The following is a 22,839-nucleotide window of genomic DNA, read 5'->3' as shown; positions in this document are numbered from 1 at the left end:
TCGAAATCCCTTTTTTGTTCGTGCAGTACTGAGGAATCACCCCCATGAAAATGCCTAAACGCTTGATCGCTGGTCTCGGCGTGCTGATGCTCGGCGCGAGTGCCTTGGTGCAGGCCGCGCCGCCTGACCAACGCGGTGATGGCGATGGCCCTGGCCGTGGCGGCCCGCAAGGCCAGCACGAGCAACGTGGCGACGACCATCGCGGCCCGCAGGACAACCGCCGCGGCCCGCCTCAGGACTTCGGCCCGGTGCGTCAGATCATCCACGACAACCACGGCCAGTTCTCCCGTGGCGCACCGCCACCGCCGAATGTACGCCTGGTACGCGGCCAGCCATTGCCACGAGGCTACTATGGCGAACGCCTGGATAACCGCGCCCTGTCGCGCTTGCCGGTTTACCAAGGTTACGAATGGCGCCGGTCCGGGCCAGATGTGGTGTTGATTGCAGTGGGCACGGGCATCGTCTACGAAATTCTGGACGGCGTGCTCAACTAACGCCAATGCGCTTGTGGTGAGGCACGCTTGTTGTGCGAGCGGGCCTGTTGTGGCGAGCGGGCTTGCCCCGCGTTGGGGTGCGAAGCGCCCCCAAAACCGAATAACGCGGTTTTTCTGAAACACCGCAGTGGCCTTGATGGGGCTGCTGCGCAGCCCAACGCGGGGCAAGCCCGCTCACCACAGGAGCCCGCTCACCACAGGTTATTCATTCAGTTCGATGCGTTCGACTTTGCCTACCAGCAACACGTAGGACAGCGCCCCCAGCAACGCCAGCACCGCAATGTAGGTAATCGCCGGCGCAAACGAATCGCCGCTGGCCAGAAAGCCAATCACAATCGGCGTGGTAATCGCCGACAAGTTACCGATGAAGTTAAACACCCCACCCGTCAGCCCCAGCAACCGCGCCGGCGCCAAGGTCGATACCAATGACCAGGTGATCGACGCCAGGCCATTGCCAAAGAACGCCACGGCCAGAAACGCAATCACCCACGCGGTCGAGTCCACATAGTTAGCGCCAATGATCGCCGTGGAAATCAGCAGCCCGCCGATAATCGGCAACTTGCGCGCAAAGCCCACCGACGTGCCCCGGCGAATCAGCCAGTCAGAAAAAATCCCCGAACACAGCACGCCGATAAACGCGGCCAGAAACGGCAGCGACGCCAGCAAGCCGGACTTGATGAAGTCCATGCCGCGATATTTCACCAGGTAGGTCGGAAACCACGTCAGGAAAAACCACAGCGTGGAGTTCAGGCAGAACTGCCCCAGGTAGATGCCCCACAGCTTGCGCTTGCTCAGCACGATGCCCAGGTCGACCCAACTGAACGGCGCCTTGACCGCTTTCGCCTGCATGTCCACCAGCCCGCCACCTTCGCGGATCAGCTCGATTTCAGCGGCGTTGGCGCCTTTGAAATCCTTCGGCTCGCGGTACACCGCGTACCAGATCAGCGCCCACAAAATGCCCACGCCACCGGTGGCGACAAACACCATGTGCCAGCCAAACGCATGCTGCAGCCAGGCCAGCACCGGCGTGAGAAACGCCAGCCCGACAAATTGCCCCGACGTATACACACCAATCGCCGTGGCGCGCTCGCGCTCGGGGAACCAGGTGGTGACTACGCGACTGTTGATCGGGTAGGCCGGTGCTTCCAATGCGCCAACCGCCATGCGCAGCACGAACAGCGCGATAAAACTCGCGGCGAAGCCGAGCATCACGGTGGCAATCGACCACAGCAGCAGGGCCACGGTGTAGAGAATGCGCGGCGGCACGCGGTCCACCAGCCAGCCGCCAGGGATCTGCATGGCGGCGTAGGTCCAGCCGAAGGCGGAGAAAATCAGCCCGACGTGCACCGGGTCGATACCCAGCTCGCTGGTCAACGCCGGGGCGGCAATCGACAGGTTGCTGCGGTCGAGGTAGTTGATCACCACGGTGATAAACAGCAGCACCATGATGAAGAAGCGCTTTCTGCTGGGCGTGACTAAAGAAGCCTGCCCGGTGAAGGATTCAGGGTGCATGGGGGTTGCCTCTTGTTATGTTTATTGAGGTCTGTATTGATCGTTCCCACGCTCAGCGTGGGAATGCAACTCGGGACGCTCCGCGTCCGCTTTTAAAAGCGTGACGCAGAGCGTCACAGGAGGCATTCCCACGCGGAGCGTGGGAATGATCAGTGTGGAGGTATTACCACTCGGCAAAGCTGCCGTCGGCATGCCGCCAGATCGGGTTGCGCCAGCGATGGCCGATGGCCGCGCGTTCGATCACGTATTCCTCGTTGATCTCGATGCCCAGGCCCGGCCCGTTGGGGATCTTCACAAAGCCTTTGTCATAGTCGAACACGCCCGGGTCGCGCACGTAGTCGAGCAAGTCGTTGCTCTCGTTGTAGTGAATGCCCAGGCTTTGCTCCTGGATAAACGCGTTGTAGCAAACCGCGTCCAATTGCAGGCAGGCCGCCAAGGCAATCGGGCCCAGCGGGCAGTGCAGGGCCAGGGCCACGTCGTAGGCTTCGGCCATGTTGGCGATCTTGCGGGTTTCGGTGATACCACCGGCGTGAGAGGCGTCAGGCTGGATGATGTCGACGTAGCCTTCGCTGAGTACGCGCTTGAAGTCCCAACGCGAGAACAGGCGCTCGCCCAGGGCAATCGGCGTGCTGGTCAGCGGCGCCAGCTCTTTGAGGGCTTCGTAGTTTTCGCTGAGCACCGGCTCTTCGATAAACATCAGTTTGTAGGGGTCGAGTTCTTTCATCAGCACCTTGGCCATGGGCTTGTGCACGCGGCCATGGAAGTCGACGCCGATGCCGACGTTCGGGCCCACCGCATCGCGCACGGCGGCTACGTTGGCCAGGGCCAGGTCGACTTTTTCAAAGCTGTCGACGAATTGCAGCTCTTCGGTGCCGTTCATTTTCACTGCGGTAAAACCACGCGCCACGGCTTCTTTTGCCGCACGCGCAGTGTCAGCCGGGCGGTCGCCGCCGATCCACGAATACACGCGGATCTTGTCGCGCACCTGGCCGCCGAGCAGGTCACTGACCGACACGCCCAGTGCCTTGCCCTTGATGTCCCACAGCGCCTGGTCGATACCGGCGAGGGCGCTCATGTGCACAGCGCCGCCCCGGTAGAAGCCGCCGCGATAGAGCACGGTCCAGATGTCTTCGATATTGCGTGGGTCTTTGCCGATCAGGTAGTCGGACAGTTCTTCGACGGCGGCCGCCACGGTGTGCGCGCGGCCTTCGACCACAGGTTCACCCCAGCCGGTCACGCCCTGGTCGGTTTCGACCTTGAGGAAGCACCAGCGCGGCGGGACGATGAAGGTGGTCAATTTGGTGATTTTCATCTTCTTATCTCTCTTGTCGATGCAGCGCCGAGGGCGCAAAACGTGTTTTCTTTTCAGGGCATCAATTCAACGCGTTCCACGCGGCGACATACGCCTGGGCGCTGCTCGCGACTTGGTCCACGGACATGCCCGGCTTGAACAACCCGGACCCCAGGCCGAAGCCCCTGGCCCCCGCGTCGAAATACACCTGCATGTTGTCCGGGGTCACGCCGCCCACCGGCAGCAACAAGGTGCCCGTCGGCAACACCGCCAGCCACGCCTTGATTACCGCCGGGCCCATTTGCTCGGCCGGGAACAGCTTCAACACGTCGGCGCCTTCGGCCAGGGCTGCAAAGGCTTCGGTGGGCGTGGCCACACCCGGCGACAGGTACAAGCCCGCCGCTTTCGCCGCGCGCAACACCTTGGCATCGCTGTGGGGCATGACGATCACTTGGCCACCCGCGGCTTTGACTTGCTCGACCTGCTCCGGCGTCAACACGGTGCCCGCGCCGATCAGGCAATCGGCGGGCAGGCTGTCGCGCAGGGTGCGGATGCTGGTGTAAGGGTCCGGCGAATTCAGCGGCACTTCGATCACCCGAAAGCCGGCCTGATAGAGCACCTGGCCAATCGCCTCGGCCTCGTCCGGTCGTACGCCGCGCAGGATTGCGATCAAACCGTTGTGTGCGAGTGCTTGCTTGAGCATGTCAGGCCTCCAGGACAGGTTGAGTGAGCCCAGCGGCCACGGCCAATTGCCACAGGCCGCGTTCGGTGGCCGCTTGCGCCAGGCTGACGTGGGCGAAGCCGCAAAGGGCGAGGGCGCGTTGGTAACGGGCGCAGAGCGGTGCTGTGCCGACCAGCACGATAGGCTGGTGTTTTGCGTGCGCCGGCAGGCCAGCCAGTTCATGGCCGATCAGCAGGCCGGAGAGGTAATCCGGCTGCTGGTCAGGTGCCAGCTCGGCGGTAAGGCCCAGGGTGCGGGCACTGAACAGTGTAGAAAGCACGCCGCGCTGGCCGTCTTCAGACAGCGCCACATGCACGCCGCGATCAAACGCCTCGGCCTGGAAGTGTTCGGCAGCCTTTTGCGTACGGCCGAGGATGCTGTGCTGGCTGAGCACCGCAAACAGCTCGCCGGTCATGAAGGTGTCGAAGTGGGTGATGCAGCCATCCACCACCTCGACCCACTTGGAATGGCTGCCGGGCAGGCCGATCAACACCTGCGTACCGAGGCCTTGCAGCACGCCCAGCACTTGGGTTTCTTCGCCGCGCATCACATTCGGCAAGCCCACTTGTTCGATCACGCCGGGCACGATGTGCACCTCGACGCCGCGCAGGCTGCGCACGGAGTGCAGCGCCTGGCCCAGGCTGGCGACATCGACGGGTGTGTTGCGATAGGCCGCTTCGCTCCAGCCCTGGGCGCTGCCGACCATGCCGCAGGCGATCACCGGCAGGCTCGGTTCGGCCTCCAGCCAATCACCGCAAGCCGCATCGAACGCCAACTCGAAGCCATCGCTGCAACGCACGCCGGCAATCTCCCGAGGTTCGCTGGGCAGGTGCATGATCCCGAACGCCAGCGTGCGTTGTTCAAGCACCTTGCCGGCCGGGCCGAGTTTATAAGCACGAAGGGAGCTGGTCCCCCAGTCGAGCGCGATCAATTGCGCCTGCATCGCTTCACCTGAAATGAGTGGGTGCTGAAAAAAGCAGATGGGCGAATATAAACCTATGACCGGCGATATCTCAATATATAAATAACAGTCCCATATATTGGGTTAATCCATAAAAAATCCCGTCGGCTTTTACGCGGCGACGGGATTTTGATCATGAGTGGTTAAAAAATAGACAGGTCCAGCTCACGCATGGCGCCCATCCAGATCGCGTAATCGGTGTGATCCTTCAAGTCATCGCCGGTATCAGGGTGCAGGAACACCACCAACCCTTCGCGATGCAACGCCAACCACGGCAGCACCACGCCGATGTACTCAGGCTCGAATGCCAGCTGGCAGCTCCAGTCCGGGTGCGGGCCCACCGGGCGTTCATGCACACGGCCCATGCGCAGTGGGAACAGCTTGGCCGCGTCCTCGCAAAGCTGCCGCGCCTGGTCGATGGTGTTGGCGTCGAAGTAGATATGGGCGTGATAACCCTTGATACGTTGCATGGCGAAATCCGGATCCAATATGCGCCGATCCTAGACCGCAATCGACGGCAGGGCCAGCCCGGTCAGCGATTGCGCGCTGCTGGCTTGCTCGGCCACCAGCCAGTCGACAAAGCGCTCTACCAATTGCCCCCGACGTTTGCGCTGCGGTTGCACCACGTAATAGCCGAAGCGTGAAATCACTGTGTCGCTGATCGGCCGGCACAGCCAGTTCTGTTCCAGCAGGTTATCCACCAAATGGCGCCAGCCGATGGCCACGCCCTGGCCGGCAATCGCCGCCTGAATCAATAAGGTGTAATTGTCGAAGCGCAGTTGGCCGGGCGTGGGCGCGGTGGTAATGCCCAGTTCGCGAAACACGCCGCTCCAGTCGAACCACTGGCTGTTGTTTTCCTGGCGCAGGTGCAGCAGCGGACAGTCCGGCAGCGTCTGCACGGTCAGCGGCGTGGCCTGGTCCTTGAGCCATTGCGGGCTGCACACCGGGAACACTTCCTCGTTGAACAGCCAGAGGCTGTCGCCCTGTTTGAAACGGCCATCGCCGAACAACACCGCCACGTCGATATCGCTGCGCAAGGTGGCGTGGTTGCGTTCGCTGGTCACCAGGCTGACGTCGACCTGCGGGTTGGCCTGGTGAAAGCGGTGCAGGCGCGGCATCAGCCAGTAGGCCGCGAAGGCGAAGTCGGTGGCCACTTGCAGCACTTCATGCTGGTCCTGCTGGGTGATCGCGCTCAGGCCTTGGTTGATGGTCTGCAAACCGCCTTGCACATGCTCGAACAACAGGGCGCCGGCATCGGTCAGTTCAATGCCACGGTAAATGCGATCAAACAAACGCAGCCCAAGCTGTTCTTCGAGGCGCTTGATCTGCTGGCTGATGGCCGGCTGGGTAGTGCCCAGCTCCATGGCCGCAGCGGTAAAGCTGCGGTGGCGCGCCGCCGCCTCAAACGCGCGCAGCAGGTCGAGGGATACATCGCCGAGGGCTTCATACATAAGCTGTGCTTATCCTAGACATTGCTTTTCATGGGCTTTACCCCATTTTCCATGGGCTGCATGCTCATTCGCATAAACACCGCCTATGGAATGCCGAAGACTCATGAAGCGCAAGAACATTCTTTTCATCATGGCTGATCAAATGGCCGCGCCGCTGCTTCCGTTCTACGGACCTTCCCCGATCAAACTGCCGAACCTGAGCCGCCTCGCCGAACAGGGCGTGGTGTTCGACGCCGCCTACTGCAACAGCCCGCTGTGCGCGCCGTCGCGCTTCACCCTGGTCAGCGGCCAGTTGCCGAGCAAGATCGGCGCCTACGACAACGCAGCGGATTTCCCCGCCGATGTGCCGACTTATGCCCACTACCTGCGCCGCCTCGGCTACCGCACTGCGCTGTCGGGCAAGATGCACTTCTGCGGGCCAGACCAGTTGCACGGTTACGAAGAACGCCTGACCAGCGACATCTACCCCGCCGACTATGGCTGGGCGGTGAACTGGGATGAGCCGGACGTGCGCCCCACCTGGTATCACAACATGTCCTCGGTGCTGCAAGCCGGCCCGTGCGTGCGCACCAACCAGCTGGATTTCGACGAAGAAGTGGTGTTCAAGGCCCAGCAGTACCTGTTCGACCATATCCGCGAAGACGGCGAGCAGCCGTTCTGCCTGACCGTGTCGATGACTCACCCACACGACCCGTACACCATTCCCAAGCCGTTCTGGGACCTGTACGACGACAGCGACATCCCGTTGCCTGCGACGCCCGCCCAGGCCGACCTCGACCCGCATTCCCAGCGCCTGCTCAAGGTCTATGACCTGTGGGACAAGCCGCTGCCGGTGGACAAGATTCGCGACGCGCGGCGTGCGTATTTCGGCGCGTGCAGCTACATCGACAGCAACGTCGGCAAACTCCTGCAAACCCTGGAAGACACCGGCCTGGCCGATGACACCATCATCATTTTCTCCGGCGACCACGGCGACATGCTCGGTGAGCGCGGCCTCTGGTACAAAATGCACTGGTTCGAAATGGCCGCCCGCGTGCCGCTGCTGGTCAGTGCGCCGGGGCAGTTTGCGGCGGGCCGCGTGAGCAAAGCCGTGTCCACCGCCGACCTGTTGCCAACCCTGGTGGAACTGGCCGGCGGCGAGCTGGACCCGCGCTTGCCGCTGGACGGCCGCTCGCTGCTCGCGCATTTGCGAGGGCAGGGCGGGCACGACGAAGTGTTTGGCGAGTACATGGCTGAAGGCACCATCAGCCCATTGATGATGATTCGCCGTGGCGCTTACAAATTCATCTACAGCGAAGACGACCCTTGTCTACTGTTCGATGTGCACAACGACCCGCACGAGCGGGAAAACCTCAGCCAGTCACCGGAACACCGGCCACTGTTCGAGGCGTTTTTGAGTGAGGCGCGGGCCAAATGGGACATCCCGGCGATCCACCAACAGGTGCTCGCCAGCCAACGCCGTCGCCGCCTGGTGTTTGAGGCGCTGACCCAAGGCAAGCTGAAGAGCTGGGATCACCAGCCACTGGTGGACGCCAGTCAGCAATACATGCGCAACCATATCGACCTCGACGACCTGGAGCGCAAGGCACGTTATCCACAACCCTGCCAAAACCAATAAATAGACAGAGGGAAGGCCATGCAAAAGTTGACTGTAGTGCTGGGCATGTTGGTGCTCAGTAGCGCCAATGTGTACGCGGACTCCAGCTGTGACACGGTGAAGATGGCCGACCCAGGCTGGAGCGATATCGCCGCCACCAATGCCATCACCGGTTTTTTGCTGAACGGCATGGGCTACAAGGCCAAGGTCGACACCCTGGCGGTGCCGATTACATTTGGCGGGCTCAAGGACGGCCAGGTCGATGTGTTCCTGGGCAACTGGATGCCGGCGCAGCAGGGCTTCTATGACAAGTTCGTCGCCAATGGCGACGTGGTGCAACTGGCGAAAAACCTCGACGGCACCGAGTTCACCCTGGCCGTGCCGGATTACGTGTGGGACGCCGGGGTGCATGATTTTGCTGACTTGAACAAGTTTGCCGACAAGTTCGATAAGAAGATCTACGGCATCGGCTCCGGCGCACCGGCGAATATTTCGCTGCAGGAGATCATCAAGAAGAACGACTTCGACCTGGGCCAGTGGAAGCTGATCGAGTCGAGTGAACAGGCAATGCTCGCCGAAGTGTCGCGGGCGGTGAAGAAACAGAAATTCGTCACCTTCCTCGGCTGGACGCCGCACCCGATGAACGTGCAGTTGAAAATGCATTACCTCAAAGGCGGCGAGAAGTACTTCGGTGACAAAGGCAGCGTGTTCACCCTGACCCGCAAGGGTTATGCACAGGCCTGCCCGAATGTCGGGAAGCTGCTGACCAACCTGACTTTCACCCAGGAAATGGAGAACAGCATCATGGCTGAGGTGGCGAATAAAAAGCTCAGCAATGCCGAGGCGGCGAAGGCGTGGATCAAGGCCAATCCGGCGGTGTTGGATAAGTGGCTCGATGGGGTAAAGACCGTGGATGGCCAGGATGCGTTGCCTGCGGTAAAAGCCAAGCTCTAACCCCCGAAATCGATCCTTTTTGGGAACTGGCTTTTGTGGGAGCTGGCTTGCCTGCGATGCAGACGACTCGGTCAATCAGTCAGACCGAGGTGATGCTATCGCAGGCAAGCCAGCTCCCACAGGTACCGGTATGTGCTGATACCCTGAGCTAACCTTTTCGTCCGAGTTTGCGATGCCCCGGCCCAACCGCCACACACTCTTTCCTTTCCTCGCCTGGCTACCGCGCCAAACCCGCGCCAGCGTCGGCCGGGATGCGATGGTCGGCCTCAGTGGCGCCGTGCTCGCACTGCCGCAGTCGATTGCCTACGCGCTGATCGCCGGTCTCCCACCGGAATACGGCCTGTACGCTGCCATCATCCCGGTGCTGATCGCCTGCCTTTGGGGTTCCTCCTGGCACTTGATCTGCGGCCCGACAGCCGCCATTTCCATCGTGCTCTACGCCAGCGTCAGCCCCTTGGCCGTGCCGGGGTCACAGGACTACATCACGCTGATCCTGCTGCTGACGTTTCTCGCCGGGGTGTTCCAGTGGCTGTTGGGCATGCTGCGCTTCGGCGCGCTGGTGAATTTCGTCTCGCACTCGGTGGTACTCGGGTTCACCCTGGGTGCTGCCGTGGTGATTGCCTTGGGGCAGTTGCCCAACTTACTCGGGCTGGATCTGCCCAGCCAGGCCACGGCGATTAAAAGCCTGCTGGCGCTCATCGATCACGGTGGCGAATGGGACCACGCTTCCCTCGCCCTGGGCCTGGGCACCTTGCTGGTGGGCGCATTGCTCAAATACTGGGTGCCACGCTGGCCAACGCTGTTGATCGCTTTGGCGCTGGGCAGCCTGGTGGCGTGGCTGTGGCCGGCGATGTTCGGGCACGTGGCGCAGGTCAGTTCGTTTGTGGGCAAGCTGCCGCCGTTCAGCCCGTTGCCGATGGACCTGGATACGCTGCTGCGTTTGCTGCCGAGTGCGGTGGCGGTGGGCATGCTGGGGCTGGTCACCAGCCTGTCGATTGCGCGCTCGCTGTCGGCGCGCTCGCAGCAACTGCTGGATGCCAACCAGGAAGTCCGCGCGCAGGGTTTATCCAATATCGTTGGCGGATTTTTTTCCGGCTACTTGTCAGCCGGTTCCTTTACCCGCTCGGGCTTAAGCTACGAGGCGGGCGCCTGCTCACCCTTGGCGGGCGTGTTTTCTGCGCTGTGGGTGGCTTTATTCGCACTCTTTGGTGCGGCGTTGATCGCGCATATCCCGATCCCGAGTATGGCCGCCAGCATCCTGCTGATCTGCTGGGGCCTGGTGGATTACCGCGGTATTCGCGCACTGTTCCGCGTCAGCCGCGCCGAGTTTGTGGTGATGAGCCTGACGTGCGTCGCCACCTTGCTGCTGGAGCTGCAAACGGCCATCTATGCCGGGGTGCTGGCCTCGTTGTTTTTCTACCTCAAGCGCACCTCGCAACCGCGCGTGCAGCAGTGGCGCGATGGTGACGAAGATGTGTTGCGGGTCGGCGGTTCGATCTTTTTTGGCGCCAGCCATTACCTGCAAGTGCGGCTGCAGAGCTTGCAGGGCGAGCGGGTGGTGATTGAAGCGCAGCAGATCAACTTTATCGACTATTCGGGGGTGGAGATGCTGCATCAGGAGGCGCGGCGGTTGCGGGGAACGGGGCGTAGTTTGACCTTGCGCCGGGCCCGACCGCAGGTGGTGGAGGAATTAAAGAAATTGGAAGGGGCCGAAAATTGCCCCATCCATTTTGAAGACTGAATGCGGTTAAAACTGTGGGAGCGGGCTTGCTCGCGAATGCGGTGGGTCAGTTAAGTAATTATTGACTGACACACTGCTTTCGCGAGCAAGCCCGCTCCCACACTGACTGTGCCCACATTTGCTCTGTGTCAGGCCAACAACTGCCGCCGCAACTCAGCCAACACCGGCGCCGAGTCCGGGCGCACGCCGCGCCACAGGAAGAACGCTTCCGCCGCCTGCTCCACGAGCATGCCCAAACCATCCATCGCCACCGCTGCGCCCTGCTCTGCAGCCCAACGGCAAAACGCGGTGGGTTCCTTGGCGTACATCATGTCGTAGCAGAACGTCTTACCCGGTTCGATCAGGCTGCCGGCAATCGGCGGTACATCGCCTGACAGGCTGGCGGACGTGGCATTGATGATCACGTCCACCGGCTCACGCAGCCAGTCGAAACCGCTGGCAGACACCGGGCCCAGGTCGTCGAACAACTCGGCGAGCAATTCGGCTTTTTCCACGGTGCGGTTGGCGATGATCAGCGACGCTGGTTGCTCGGCCAGCAAGGGCTCCAACGCCCCGCGTACCGCGCCACCGGCGCCGAGCAGCAGGATGCGTTTGCCTTGCAGGCTCAACCCGGCATTCACCGTCAGGTCACGCACCAGGCCGGCGCCGTCGGTGTTATCGCCCAGCAACGTGCCGTCGGCCAGCTTGCTCAAGGTGTTCACCGCCCCGGCACGCTGGGCACGTTCGGTCAGGCTGTTGGCCAGGCGGTAGGCGTCTTCCTTGAACGGTACGGTGACATTGGCGCCACGGCCTTGCTGAAAAAACCCACGGGCACAGCCGGTGAAATCCTCCAGCGGCGCCAGCAAGGTGCTGTAGTCCAGTTGCTCGCCGGTCTGCTCGGCAAACATACGGTGGATCAACGGCGACTTGCTGTGGCCGATGGGGTTGCCGAACACGACATAACGATCCATCAGACCGCCGCCTTGGGCGCGGCAATGCCGAGCCAGTCGCGGTCTTGCAGGAAGTAATCGGTGAGGCGCGCTTCTTCGCTGCCGGCCTCGGCTTTCCAGTCGTAGCTCCAGCGCACTTGCGGCGGCAGCGACATCAGGATCGACTCGGTGCGCCCGCCCGACTGCAGGCCAAACAGGGTGCCACGGTCATAGACGAGGTTGAACTCGACATAGCGACCACGGCGGAACTCCTGGAATTGACGCTGTTGCTCGGTGTACGCCATGGCCTTGCGGCGCTGTACGATTGGCAGGTAGGCGTCGATATACGCATCGCCGATGGCGCGGATGAAGGCGAAGCAGGTGTCGAAGCCCCACTCGTTCAAGTCATCGAAGAACAGGCCGCCGATGCCGCGCGGCTCGTTGCGGTGCTTGATATGGAAGTAGGTGTCGCACCACGCCTTGTAGCGCGCGTACACATCCGGCCCGAACGGCGCACAGGCCTGCTCGGCCACGCGGTGCCAGTGGATGCAGTCTTCTTCGTTGCCGTAGTAGGGCGTGAGGTCGAAGCCGCCGCCGAACCACCACACCGGTTCTTCGCCTTCTTTCTCGGCGATGAAAAAGCGCACGTTGGCGTGGGACGTCGGCACATGCGGGTTGTGCGGGTGGATCACCAGCGACACGCCCAAGGCCTCAAAGCCGCGACCGGCCAGCTCAGGGCGATGCGCACTGGCCGACGGTGGCAGGCCGCTGCCGAACACGTGGGAAAAGTTAACGCCGCCTTTTTCGATCACCGTGCCGTTTTCAATTACACGGGTGCGACCGCCACCGCCGGCAGGCCGGGTCCAGGCGTCTTCGATAAAGCGCGTGTCCGTCTCAAAGGTTTCCAGGGCGCTGCAAATGCGGTCTTGCAGGTCGAGCAGGTAGGCTTTAACAGCCTCGGTGCGAGTAGTCATGGCATCACCTTGAATCGGGCAAAGCTACGCGAGGCCATTGGGCGTCGGCGGCAAATGGGCGCACAGGATACCACCGCACTCCATGCTGCCGCAGTTGACGAAGATCAAGCATAGGAGTGGGATAGAGGGCTACGCGAATTCGACCTCAGGAGAAGTGCAGATGGCCAAACGTATCCAGTTCAGCGCCCATGGCGGCCCCGAAGTGCTTGAGTATGTGGACTACACGCCGGCAGAGCCTGGCCCGCAGCAGGTTCGCGTGCGTAACGAGGCCATTGGCCTGAACTTCATCGACACCTATTTCCGCAGCGGTCTGTATGCACCGCCAGCGCTGCCTTCGGGCCTGGGCGCAGAGGGCGCGGGGGTGGTCGACGCGGTGGGCAGCGAAGTCACGCAATTCAAAGTGGGCGACCGAGTGGCCTACGGCAGCGGCCCGCTGGGTGCCTACAGCGAGTTGCACACATTGCCCGCCGCCAACCTGGTGCATCTGCCGGACGACATCAGCTTCGAACAAGCCGCTGGCGCGATGCTCAAGGGCCTGACCGTGCAGTACCTGCTGCGCCAGACCTACGAATTGAAGGGCGGCGAAACCATCCTGTTCCACGCCGCTGCCGGTGGTGTGGGTTCGCTGGCCTGCCAATGGGCCAAGGCCTTGGGCGTGAAGTTGATCGGCACCGTGAGTTCGCCGGAAAAGGCAGCACTGGCCAAGTCCCTCGGCGCCTGGGAAACCATCGACTACAGCAAGGAAAACGTCGCACAACGCGTACTGGAACTGACCGACGGTAAAAAGGTGCCGGTGGTGTACGACGGCGTCGGCAAAGACACCTGGCTGACCTCGCTGGACAGCGTTGCGCCGCGTGGGCTGGTGGTGAGTTTCGGGAATGCGTCGGGCGCGGTGGATGGCGTAAACCTGGGGATTCTGGCGGCGAAGGGCTCGCTGTATGTCACCCGGCCGACCTTGGCGACCTACGCCAGCAACCCGAAAGATCTACAGGCGATGGCGGATGACCTGTTCTCGATGATCAAGAGCGGCAAGGTGCGCATTGATATCAACCAGCGGTTCTCGTTGGCGGATGCGGCGAAGGCGCAGACTGAGTTGTCGGGGCGGCGGACTACCGGGTCGACCATTCTTCTGCCATAAGGCGGTAGATCTCCAGGGGCAGTGATGGCCTCTTCGCGAGCAAGCCCGCTCCCACATTTTGATCGTGGTCCTTCAGTTGGAATGCGGTCGAATGTGGGAGCGGGCTTGCTCGCGAAAGCCGCACCTCGGTCTCAAGAGGGCCGCACCACCTCACCCGTCGCCAAATCGCGAATCAGGCTCGGGTTCTTGCGCCCACCCAAAGCACCACCCAGCACCCGATCCACCTGGCCACGGAAATACTGCTCCACACGAAGCCGCGTGCGCGCAGCCGGGCGGCCCTGCGGGTTGGCCGAGGTGGAAATCAGCGGCCCGACCAACGAACACAAATCCCGCACCAGCGGATGGTCGCTCACCCGCAACGCCACCGTGTCATGCACACCCGTGACCCATTCAGGCAGCAAGTCCTGATGCGGCACCAGCCAGGTGTTCGGCCCAGGCCAGGTACTGGCCATGCGTTCGATCCAGGTGTCCGGGAAGTCTTCAAAGAGAAAATCGAACTGGCGAATGTTATCCGCCACCAGGATCAGGCCCTTGTCCACTGACCGATTCTTGATCGCCAGCAGCCGGTCCACCGCTTCTTCGTTCCACGGGTCGCAGCCCAGGCCCCAGACCGCTTCGGTCGGATAGGCGATCACCGCGCCTGCGCGAATTTCTCGTGCGGTTTCCAGCACACGCCACCTGTTGACCATTGCTCACTCTCCGGACTAAAGCTCTGCGCAGTTTACCGATCTTCTTTACAAAACCTAGCAGCGCGCGAGCCAGCGCCCGCTTTCGCAGATCACTTGGCCTTCGAGTTCAAGCTCGGTCAGTGTCGCCAGCACGTGGGACAAAGGCCGCCCACTGGCAATCGCCAAGGCCTCGCTGGAATGCGGCGCAGCGTGCAGCAGCGCCACCAGTGGGTGAGTCACCGGCATCGGCGTCGGGCGGGACAGGGCCTGCCAGCCGCGCAAGCCTTCCAGAATATGCTCGATGGATTCCACCAGCGTCGCGCCATCGCGGATCAACTGATGGCAACCCTTGGCGCCTGGGTGATGAATGGAGCCCGGGATCGCATACACCTCGCGCCCTTGCTCGGCCGCCAGCCGCGCGGTGATCAGCGAACCGCTGGCCATGCTGGCTTCCACCACCAGCACGCCCAACGACAGGCCACTGATGATTCGGTTGCGCCGGGGGAAGTTAGCCGCCTGGGGTGCGGCGTTCAGCGCAAACTCGGAAACCACCGCGCTGCCCTGGGCAATCATCGCCGCTGCGAGCCGTCGGTGCCGCTGTGGATAAAAGTTTTCCAGCCCGGTGCCGAGCACGCCGATTGTCTGGCCGCCAACATCCAGCGCTGCCTGGTGCGCCGCGCCATCGATACCCAACGCGAGGCCACTGGTGATGACGAAACCGGCACTCGCCAAGGCGCGGGAAAAGGCCGCGGCGGTGTCCATGCCAGGGCGGGATGCACGGCGGCTGCCGACCATGGCCAACTGCGGTTTTTCCAGGATTTTCGGGTCGCCAGCGACGAATAATAACGGTGGTGCGTCGTCGATCTGGGCGAGCAGTGCCGGGTACTCAGGTTGGTCCCACATCAGCAAATGCTGGGCCGGCTGCTCCAACCACGCCAATGCTTCACCGGCACCGTCACGTATTTCGGGGCTGCGCCGGGCATCGGCGCTGATGGCCGGCAACCCGAGGGAACGCCAGGCGCTGGCGGGGGCGCTGATGGCCTTTGAGGCAGAGCCGAACGCGTCGATCAATACACGGAAACGCTTGGGACCCAGTTCCGGCAGCCTGTGCAAGCGTAGCCGAGCTTCCAGTTCTGACGGGGAAATTTCACTGCTGTTTATCGGATACATTTGATCATCCTTGACCGGAACAAGCTGTGGATAACTCTGTTGGTAACTTATTTAGCAGGCTATTTATTGTGTTTGTCGGGCAGTCTCGAATCGGTCCTCAACGGCGAGTGCGCGTGAGGTACTGAGCACCAGGCCATAACTGAGCTTTTCATAGGTGCGAAACACCAGCAGCGTGCCGGCGCGCTCATCGGGGAGCGTGGTTTGCGCACCCGTTAGGGTGTCGCGTACGGTGGCGCCGGCCTTGATCACCGTGAGTAATTGGCCTTCGACCAAGCCGTCTCGGCGGCCTTTGTTCAGGGTCACGGCATCCAGTACGCCGATCTGGGTGACGCCTCTGGGCACGTCGATGATGTGCCCTTCTATGAAGGGCCCAGGCTTCAGGCTGGCCTGTTCAACGGGTGGTTCGGCACGCAACAGGCGGTCACCTGGCCGGATTTCCTGGGTGACCCGCTGCACCGCAAGGGTGGAAACATCGCCCGCCATCACAAAGCGTGCAGTGCCAACGTCGTCGGCGTTTATGCCCAGCATCTCTTGGGTTTGAGGGTGGGTGTAGGCCTTGCCGCGTCGAAAGATCCCGTAGCTTGGCTGGGTCGGATCCAAGACGCCTCTGGCATACACACGCTCGCCGTTGGCGCCCAACACTCGACCCGAGTCGGCCGCGACAATGTAAGGCGCGTTATCCAGGTCCTGGGCTGAATCGAGAATGCGGTTGTGCAGTAAAAAGTGCTGGATGGCCTGTTGCGTCGCGTGTTCCAGGCGCTGGCCGGGCTGCGGAATCATGGCCAGGGTGAGCGGCGCCCACAACAGCAAGACGAGTAGCGATTTCCTCATGGGGTGAATCTCCTTTATTATGTGCGTTCGCGTGAAATGCCATAGCCTTCGCGGCTTTCGAACTTTTCACACCGGCTGCCTGGGTCCATCCCACCGCCGATTTGCCTCTACCTCACATGTGCAGCAATTACGCTTATGGCTATTTTGAACATCCTCGAATTTCCCGACTCGCGCCTGCGCACGATCGCCAAACCGGTGGCCGTAGTGGACGACAAGGTTCGTCAGTTGGTCGATGACATGTTTGAAACAATGTATGAAGCCCCGGGCATCGGCCTCGCCGCCACCCAGGTCAACGTGCATCAGCGCGTCGTGGTCATGGACCTGTCGGAAGATCGCAGCGAACCCCGGGTGTTTATCAACCCCGAGTTCGAACCGCTGACCGACGAGATGGGCGAATACCAGGAAGGCTGCCTGTCGGTGCCGGAGTTCTACGAGAACGTCGAGCGCCCGCTGCGCGTGAAGATCAAGGCGCTGGACCGTGATGGCAAGCCGTACGAGCTGATCGCCGATGGCCTGCTCGCCGTGTGCATCCAGCACGAGTGCGACCACCTCAACGGCAAGCTGTTTGTTGATTACCTGTCCACGCTTAAACGCGACCGGATCAAGAAGAAGCTGGAAAAAAAGCATCGCCAGCAAGCTTGATGCCCTTCTTCCAAAGGCTTGCTGCGGCAAGCCTTTTTCTTTTGTGACTGTTTTTAACCGAGAACTCCCATGACCGAGCCACTGCGCATTGTTTTTGCCGGCACGCCTGAATTTGCCGCCGAACACCTCAAGGCCCTGCTTGCCAGCCCTTATGACATCGTCGCGGTGTACACCCAGCCGGACCGCCCGGCCGGTCGCGGGCAAAAACTGATGCCAAGCCCGGTCAAGCAGTTGGCGCTTGAGCACAACATTCAGGTGCTGCAACCACCGACCCTGCGCAACGCCGAGGCTCAGGCCGAACTGGCCGCGTTGAAGCCGGACCTGCTGGTGGTGGTGGCTTATGGCTTGATCCTGCCGCAAGCGGTGCTGGATATCCCACGTTTGGGCTGCATCAACAGCCACGCGTCGCTGCTGCCACGCTGGCGCGGTGCAGCGCCGATCCAACGCGCCGTGGAAGCCGGTGACAGCGAAAGCGGTGTGACCGTGATGCGCATGGAGGCGGGTCTGGACACCGGCCCGATGCTGCTTAAAGTCACCACCCCGATCAGCGCCGAAGACACCGGCGGCAGCCTGCACGACCGTCTCGCCGAGCTGGGCCCGCCTGCCGTGGTGCAAGCCATCGCCGGCCTGGCTGCCGGCACCCTGGACGGCGAAGTGCAGGATGACAGCCTGGCCACTTACGCCCATAAACTGAACAAAGACGAAGCGCGCATCGACTGGAGCCGCCCAGCCGTCGAGCTGGAGCGCCTGGTACGTGCCTTCAACCCGTGGCCGATCTGCCACAGCACGCTCAGCGGCGAAGCCTTGAAAGTGCTGGCCGCCACCTTGGCTGACGGCAAAGGCGCTCCCGGTGAAATCATCGGCGCCAGCAAAGAAGGCCTGTTGGTCGCCTGCGGTGAGCAGGCGCTGTGCCTGACGCGTCTGCAATTGCCCGGCGGCAAGGCGCTGAATTTCAGCGACTTGTTCAACAGCCGCCGTGAGAAATTTGCCCTGGGCACGGTTCTCGGGGCGCTCGCTCAATGAACCCGCGTCTGGCCGCCGCCAAGGCTCTCGCCGCCGTCCTCAACGGCAAGGCTTCGCTGAACAGTTCACTGCCGACCCAGCTGGATAAGGTCGAAGACCGTGATCGCGGTTTCACCCAGGATTTGGCCTTTGGCACCGCCCGCTGGCAGCCGCGCTTGTCGGCGCTGGCGGCCAAGTTGCTGCAAAAGCCGTTCAAGGCAGCCGATGCCGATGTGGAGGCGCTGCTGCTGGTCGGCCTCTATCAACTGCTCTACACCCGCGTGCCGGCCCACGCCGCCATCGGCGAAACCGTGGGTTGCGCCGACAAGCTGAAAAAGCCCTGGGCCAAGGCGCTGCTCAACGCCGTGCTGCGCCGTGCCCAGCGCGAGAGCGAAGCGCTGCTGGCGGAACTGGAACATGATCCGGTGGTGCGCACCGCCCACCCGCGCTGGCTGCAAAAGTCGTTGAAAGCCTTCTGGCCTGATCAATGGGAAGCCATTTGCGCCGCCAACAATGCGCATCCGCCGATGATTCTGCGGGTTAACCGTCGCCATCATAGCCGTGACGCCTACCTGCAATTGCTCACCGAGGCCGGCATCAACGCCACGCCGTGCGTGTTCAGCGTCGACGGCATCGTGCTCGAAGCGGCCACCGACGTGCGCGCCTTGCCGGGTTTTGCCGAAGGTTGGATCAGCGTGCAGGACGAAGCCGCGCAACTGGCCGCCGACCTGCTCGACTTGGCGCCCGGCCAGCGCGTGCTTGACGCCTGCTGCGCGCCGGGCGGTAAGACCTGCCACATTCTGGAAGTCGAAAAAGACCTCGCCGGTGTAGTCGCCGTCGACCTGGAAGCCAAGCGCCTGGTGCGTGTGCGCGAAAACCTCGCCCGCCTGGGCCTGAGCGCCGAGTTGATCGCCGCCGACGGCCGCGGCACCGCCACCTGGTGGGACGGCAAACCCTTCCAGCGCATTCTGCTCGACGCGCCATGCTCCGCCACGGGCGTGATTCGCCGCCACCCGGACATCAAGCTGACCCGCCAACCCGACGACATCGCCGCCCTGGCCGTGCTGCAAGGCGAGCTGCTCGACGCCTTGTGGCCAACCCTGGAAGTCGGCGGCATCCTGCTTTACGCCACCTGCTCGACCTTGCCCACCGAGAACACCGAGGTGATCGAAGCCTTCCTCGCCCGCACCAGCGGCGCGCGCGAGCTGGACCTGGCTACGGCGGCCGGCATCAAGCAGCCCCATGGCCGCCAGCTGCTGGCACAGGAAGGCGGACACGATGGCTTCTACTACGCCAAACTGATCAAGATTGCCGCCGCACGCGGCTGAACGGGTTTAAGGGAGTGACCGGATGAAAATCATCATCCTTGGGGCAGGGCAGGTCGGCGGCACGCTGGCCGAGCATTTGGCCAGCGAAGCCAACGACATCACCGTGGTCGACACCGATGCCGAGCGCCTGCGCAACCTCGGCGACCGCCTGGACATCCGCACCGTGCAAGGCCGCGCGTCGTTCCCGACGGTGTTGCGCCAGGCCGGTGCCGACGATGCCGACATGCTGGTCGCCGTGACCAACAGTGACGAGACCAATATGGTCGCCTGCCAGGTCGCTCACACCCTGTTCCACACCCCGACCAAAATCGCCCGCGTGCGTGAGGCGGCTTACCTGACCCGTGCCGGGCTTTTCGATAACGATGCGATTCCAGTCGACGTATTGATCAGCCCCGAGCAAGTGGTGACCCACTACATCAAGCGCCTGATCGAGATTCCCGGCGCTTTGCAGGTGATCGACTTTGCCGAGGGCAAAGCGCAATTGGTGGCAGTAAAGGCCTATTACGGCGGCCCGCTGGTCGGCCAGCAACTGCGCCAGCTGCGCGAGCACATGCCGAATGTGGAAACCCGCGTGGCGGCGATTTTCCGTCGCGACCGGCCGATCCTGCCCCAGGGCGATACCGTGATCGAAGCCGACGACGAAGTATTTTTCATCGCGGCCAAGGCGAATATTCGCGCAGTGATGAGCGAAATGCGCCGGCTGGATGAGACCTACAAGCGCATCGTCATCGCCGGTGGTGGGCAGATCGGCGAACGCTTGGCCGAGGCCATCGAAAGCCGCTATCAGGTGAAGATCATCGAGATGAGCCCGGCGCGCTGCCGGCATTTGTCCGACACCCTCGACAGCACCGTCGTACTGCAAGGCAGCGCCTCGGACCGCGACCTGCTGATGGAAGAGAACATCGCCGACGCAGATATCTTCCTGGCGCTGACCAACGATGACGAGGCCAACATCATGTCCTCGCTGCTGGCCAAGCGGCTGGGGGCGAAGAAGGTCATGACCATCATCAACAACCCGGCCTACGTCGACCTGATCCAGGGCGGCGATATCGACATTGCTATCAGCCCGCAGTTGGCGACCATCGGCACGTTGCTCGCGCATGTGCGGCGCGGCGATATCGTCAGCGTGCACTCACTGCGCCGTGGCGCGGCGGAAGCCATCGAGGCGATTGCCCATGGTGACTCGAAGTCGAGCAAGGTGATCGGCAAGGCGATCCGGGATATCGGCCTGCCGCCGGGCACCACCATCGGCGCAATCATTCGTGATGAAGAAGTGCTCATCGCCCACGACGACACAGTGATCGCCACGGGCGACCATGTGATTCTGTTTCTGGTGGATAAAAAACATATCCGCGATGTGGAGAAGCTGTTCCACGTGGGCTTGAGTTTCTTCTGATAAAAAATTCAGGTGAGCCTGCCGCCGTCATCGCGGGCAAGCCCGCTCCCACAGGTGATCGCGTTTCTACTGTGGAAACCCTGCACAGATAAAGGACTCACAGCCATGCTCGAATCCCTGGAAAAAATGCTCGCCAAGGGTGTGGATAATTCATTGCTGCGCTTTGGCTTGGGCAAGGGTTATCTGGACCTGAAGGACAACGCCAAGGCGGCGGAGCATTTGAACAAATGCGTTGAGTTCGACCCGAAGTATTCGGCGGCGTGGAAGTTGTTGGGCAAGGCGCAGCTGGGGTTGGGTGATCAAGCTGCGGCGCGGCATGCGTGGGAGAAGGGCATAGAAGCGGCCCTGGCCCATGGCGACAAGCAGGCCGAAAAAGAGATGACGGTGTTCCTGAAAAAGCTCGACCGCCTGGCCTGAATGGAGATCAAAAATGTGGGAGCGGGCTTGCTCGCGAAGGCGGAGTGTCAGTCACTGAATGTGTAGCTGATACACCGCCTTCGCGAGCAAGCCCGCTCCCACATTGGTTTTGCATCGACCTTGAGTCAGTCGAGCATCAATACCACCGCGCCTCACCCGGCGGGCGCTTCTTGAAGCGTTTCATGCTCCACATGTACTGGCTCGGGTAGGCGCCGACATAGCGCTCCACCACCTTGCTCATCGCCGCGCAGGACGTGGCGGTGTCGGTGCTGTACATGTCTTCCGGCGCCGCTTCCAAGATCACTTTGTAGCCCGAACCGTCCGGCAGCCGCAGCGCATGCAGGAACACACCGACCGCCTTGTGGCCGGCGAGCATGTTCGGCACAAACTTGCTGGTCAGCGCCTGGGTGGCGAAGAACGGCACGAAGATGCCTGCCGATTCAGCTGGCTCAGGGTCAGCCGGGATTCCCACCTGGCCGCCTTTGCGCACTTCCTTGATCACGCTGAGGATGCCTTCCTTGGTGGAAGCCGCCACGCGGTTGCCCAGTTGCACACGCTGTTTTTGCAGCAACTCATCCACCGCCTTGAGCTTGGGCGGACGGTAAAAAATGATCGGTTTGCATTGGTTGCAGTAGAAGTGATTGAGCACTTCCCAGTTGCCCAAGTGGCTGGTGATGCCGACCACGCCTTTGCCCGAAGCCAAGGCTTCGTGCAGCACTTCCAGGCCTTCGACTTCGCGCACCAGGTCGATGGAGCGCTGGGCCGGCCAGATCCACGCGCAGGCGCTTTCGGTCAGGGACTTGCCGATGTCCATCAGGCTCTGGCCGACCAGGCGCTCGCGCGCGGCGGGGTCCATGTCCGGGAAGCATTTGGAGAGGTTGATCCGCACCGTCTCGCGGGAGCGGTTGGGGGTTTTCCACATGATCCAGCCAATCGCCGTGCCGACAGCTTGGACAGCGCGCCAGGGCAGTAGGGCAAATAACCGAAGAGCGCCTACCAGCAAGGCGCCTTTAAACTTTTCCACAGGTCACTCCTGATCGTGTGTGGTGCGCAAAGCGGGCATTCTAACCGGCGTTGGCCAAGTCCGCGTAACGGTCGCAGTCTTGTGTGTGGTCCATGACCATGCCGCTGGCCTGCATGAACGCGTAGCAAATGGTTGGGCCGACGAAGGTAAAACCGGCTTTTTTCAAGGCTTTGCTCATGGCTTCGGCCTCGGGCGTAATCGCCGGAACCTCGCTGCGATCCTTGAAGTGGTTGACCTTGGGCACGCCGCCGACAAATGACCAGAGCAAGCCCACCGGATCCTCCAGCGCCAGCCAGGCCGCGGCGTTGCGGCGGGTGGCGTTGAGCTTCAAGCGATTGCGCACGATGCCTGGGTCCTGCATCAGCGCTTCGATTTCAGCATCGCTCAGCTGTGCCAGACGCTGTGCATCAAAGCCGAACAAGACCTTTCGATAATGCTCGCGTTTGCGTAAAACGGTGATCCAGGACAGGCCCGCCTGGAACCCTTCGAGCAAAAGCAACTCGAACAGACCCTGCGCATCGCGCAGCGGCGTTCCCCACTCCTGATCGTGATAAGCCATGTACAGCGGATCTTCAGAACACCAAAAGCAGCGTGGCATAAGGCTCCAGGGAGTGGTGGC

The 22,839-nt window shown here is 62.1% G+C and carries 23 protein-coding genes; 10 read left to right on the top strand and 13 right to left on the bottom strand.

The features are described from left to right. Positions 1-44 precede the first annotated feature (44 nt). On the top strand, positions 45-494 hold the full coding sequence (locus tag HX783_RS10115) for an anti-virulence regulator CigR family protein (RefSeq protein WP_159953472.1): 450 nt from the start codon (positions 45-47) through the stop codon (positions 492-494). Positions 495-695: 201 nt separating this feature from the next. Here the strand turns inward: HX783_RS10115 and HX783_RS10110 are convergent, their stop codons facing one another. From HX783_RS10110 to HX783_RS10085, 6 genes are all read right to left on the bottom strand, one after another. Beyond that, positions 696-2,006: an MFS transporter gene (locus tag HX783_RS10110; protein ID WP_159953471.1), complete on the bottom strand. Its 1,311-nt coding sequence runs from the start codon at positions 2,004-2,006 to the stop codon at positions 696-698. Between the two features lie 163 nt (positions 2,007-2,169). Continuing rightward, positions 2,170-3,318 (bottom strand): galactonate dehydratase, encoded by a 1,149-nt coding sequence (dgoD, locus tag HX783_RS10105; protein ID WP_017137927.1) that lies wholly within the window; start codon positions 3,316-3,318, stop codon positions 2,170-2,172. A gap of 61 nt (positions 3,319-3,379) precedes the next feature. Continuing rightward, positions 3,380-4,000, bottom strand: coding sequence for a 2-dehydro-3-deoxy-6-phosphogalactonate aldolase (locus HX783_RS10100; protein ID WP_177016795.1), 621 nt, complete (start codon positions 3,998-4,000; stop codon positions 3,380-3,382). A gap of 1 nt (position 4,001) precedes the next feature. Beyond that, positions 4,002-4,961 (bottom strand): 2-dehydro-3-deoxygalactonokinase, encoded by a 960-nt coding sequence (locus HX783_RS10095; RefSeq protein WP_177016794.1) that lies wholly within the window; start codon positions 4,959-4,961, stop codon positions 4,002-4,004. 161 nt (positions 4,962-5,122) lie between these two features. After that, a complete protein-coding gene (locus tag HX783_RS10090) occupies positions 5,123-5,449 on the bottom strand; it encodes a DOPA 4,5-dioxygenase family protein (RefSeq protein ID WP_159953468.1) in 327 nt (108 codons plus the stop codon). A gap of 30 nt (positions 5,450-5,479) precedes the next feature. After that, complete coding sequence (locus tag HX783_RS10085; RefSeq protein ID WP_177016793.1) at positions 5,480-6,430, bottom strand: LysR family transcriptional regulator; 951 nt, start codon at positions 6,428-6,430, stop codon at positions 5,480-5,482. Between the two features lie 103 nt (positions 6,431-6,533). Between HX783_RS10085 and betC the strand changes: the two genes are divergently transcribed. The 3 genes from betC (at position 6,534) to HX783_RS10070 (ending at position 10,722) form a co-directional block, all read left to right on the top strand. Continuing rightward, a complete protein-coding gene (gene betC, locus HX783_RS10080) occupies positions 6,534-8,048 on the top strand; it encodes a choline-sulfatase (RefSeq protein WP_177016792.1) in 1,515 nt (504 codons plus the stop codon). A gap of 18 nt (positions 8,049-8,066) precedes the next feature. Continuing rightward, a complete protein-coding gene (gene choX / locus HX783_RS10075) occupies positions 8,067-8,981 on the top strand; it encodes a choline ABC transporter substrate-binding protein (RefSeq protein WP_177016791.1) in 915 nt (304 codons plus the stop codon). A gap of 172 nt (positions 8,982-9,153) precedes the next feature. Then, a complete protein-coding gene (locus HX783_RS10070; RefSeq protein WP_177016790.1) occupies positions 9,154-10,722 on the top strand; it encodes a SulP family inorganic anion transporter in 1,569 nt (522 codons plus the stop codon). A 128-nt stretch (positions 10,723-10,850) separates the two neighbouring features. Here HX783_RS10070 and aroE read toward each other — a convergent pair whose 3' ends face one another. Together aroE and hemF are read right to left on the bottom strand one after the other, a co-directional pair. Continuing rightward, positions 10,851-11,672 carry a shikimate dehydrogenase gene (aroE, locus tag HX783_RS10065; protein WP_177016789.1) on the bottom strand — a complete coding sequence of 274 codons (822 nt, stop codon included), beginning with the start codon at positions 11,670-11,672 and terminating at the stop codon, positions 10,851-10,853. Continuing rightward, positions 11,672-12,604, bottom strand: a complete 933-nt coding sequence (gene hemF / locus HX783_RS10060; protein WP_177016788.1) for an oxygen-dependent coproporphyrinogen oxidase — start codon at positions 12,602-12,604, stop codon at positions 11,672-11,674. Before hemF ends, aroE begins: the two co-directional genes overlap by 1 nt. Before the next feature lie 160 nt (positions 12,605-12,764). On the opposite strand from hemF, the gene HX783_RS10055 reads away from it, so the two are divergent. Next, positions 12,765-13,742 (top strand): NADPH:quinone reductase, encoded by a 978-nt coding sequence (locus HX783_RS10055; RefSeq protein WP_177016787.1) that lies wholly within the window; start codon positions 12,765-12,767, stop codon positions 13,740-13,742. A 131-nt stretch (positions 13,743-13,873) separates the two neighbouring features. Here HX783_RS10055 and HX783_RS10050 read toward each other — a convergent pair whose 3' ends face one another. The 3 genes from HX783_RS10050 to HX783_RS10040 all read right to left on the bottom strand — a co-directional run bounded on the left by HX783_RS10050 (position 13,874) and on the right by HX783_RS10040 (position 16,411). Continuing rightward, on the bottom strand, positions 13,874-14,431 hold the full coding sequence (locus HX783_RS10050; RefSeq protein WP_053253621.1) for an L-threonylcarbamoyladenylate synthase: 558 nt from the start codon (positions 14,429-14,431) through the stop codon (positions 13,874-13,876). A gap of 54 nt (positions 14,432-14,485) precedes the next feature. Next, the gene (dprA, locus tag HX783_RS10045; RefSeq protein WP_177016786.1) at positions 14,486-15,580 is read right to left on the bottom strand and encodes a DNA-processing protein DprA; all 1,095 of its coding nucleotides are present in this window, start codon (positions 15,578-15,580) and stop codon (positions 14,486-14,488) included. Positions 15,581-15,643: 63 nt separating this feature from the next. Continuing rightward, complete coding sequence (locus tag HX783_RS10040) at positions 15,644-16,411, bottom strand: peptidoglycan-binding protein (protein WP_177016785.1); 768 nt, start codon at positions 16,409-16,411, stop codon at positions 15,644-15,646. A 135-nt stretch (positions 16,412-16,546) separates the two neighbouring features. Here HX783_RS10040 and def point away from each other — a divergent pair, with 135 nt between their 5' ends. The 5 genes from def to HX783_RS10015 all read left to right on the top strand — a co-directional run bounded on the left by def (position 16,547) and on the right by HX783_RS10015 (position 21,196). After that, positions 16,547-17,053, top strand: coding sequence for a peptide deformylase (def, locus tag HX783_RS10035; RefSeq protein ID WP_034101640.1), 507 nt, complete (start codon positions 16,547-16,549; stop codon positions 17,051-17,053). 69 nt (positions 17,054-17,122) lie between these two features. Next, positions 17,123-18,076, top strand: a complete 954-nt coding sequence (fmt, locus tag HX783_RS10030; protein WP_177016784.1) for a methionyl-tRNA formyltransferase — start codon at positions 17,123-17,125, stop codon at positions 18,074-18,076. Continuing rightward, a complete protein-coding gene (gene rsmB / locus HX783_RS10025) occupies positions 18,073-19,383 on the top strand; it encodes a 16S rRNA (cytosine(967)-C(5))-methyltransferase RsmB (RefSeq protein WP_177016783.1) in 1,311 nt (436 codons plus the stop codon). The genes fmt and rsmB overlap by 4 nt, the downstream gene beginning before the upstream one ends. Positions 19,384-19,405: 22 nt before the next feature. Further along, positions 19,406-20,779 carry a Trk system potassium transporter TrkA gene (gene trkA, locus HX783_RS10020; protein ID WP_177016782.1) on the top strand — a complete coding sequence of 458 codons (1,374 nt, stop codon included), beginning with the start codon at positions 19,406-19,408 and terminating at the stop codon, positions 20,777-20,779. A gap of 105 nt (positions 20,780-20,884) precedes the next feature. Beyond that, positions 20,885-21,196 carry a hypothetical protein gene (locus HX783_RS10015; protein WP_177016781.1) on the top strand — a complete coding sequence of 104 codons (312 nt, stop codon included), beginning with the start codon at positions 20,885-20,887 and terminating at the stop codon, positions 21,194-21,196. Positions 21,197-21,332: 136 nt separating this feature from the next. On the opposite strand, the gene HX783_RS10010 is transcribed toward HX783_RS10015, so the two are convergent. Together HX783_RS10010 and HX783_RS10005 are read right to left on the bottom strand one after the other, a co-directional pair. Continuing rightward, complete coding sequence (locus tag HX783_RS10010) at positions 21,333-22,220, bottom strand: lysophospholipid acyltransferase (RefSeq protein ID WP_106575981.1); 888 nt, start codon at positions 22,218-22,220, stop codon at positions 21,333-21,335. Between the two features lie 40 nt (positions 22,221-22,260). Beyond that, entirely contained in the window at positions 22,261-22,818 is a 558-nt protein-coding gene (locus tag HX783_RS10005; protein ID WP_177016780.1) for a DNA-3-methyladenine glycosylase I, read from the bottom strand. Between the last annotated feature and the right edge of the window lie 21 nt (positions 22,819-22,839).

The organism is Pseudomonas sp. D2002 (genome assembly GCF_013385735.1).
In the GTDB taxonomy this organism is placed as follows: domain Bacteria; phylum Pseudomonadota; class Gammaproteobacteria; order Pseudomonadales; family Pseudomonadaceae; genus Aquipseudomonas.
This window is presented reverse-complemented; position numbering and strand designations above follow the sequence as displayed.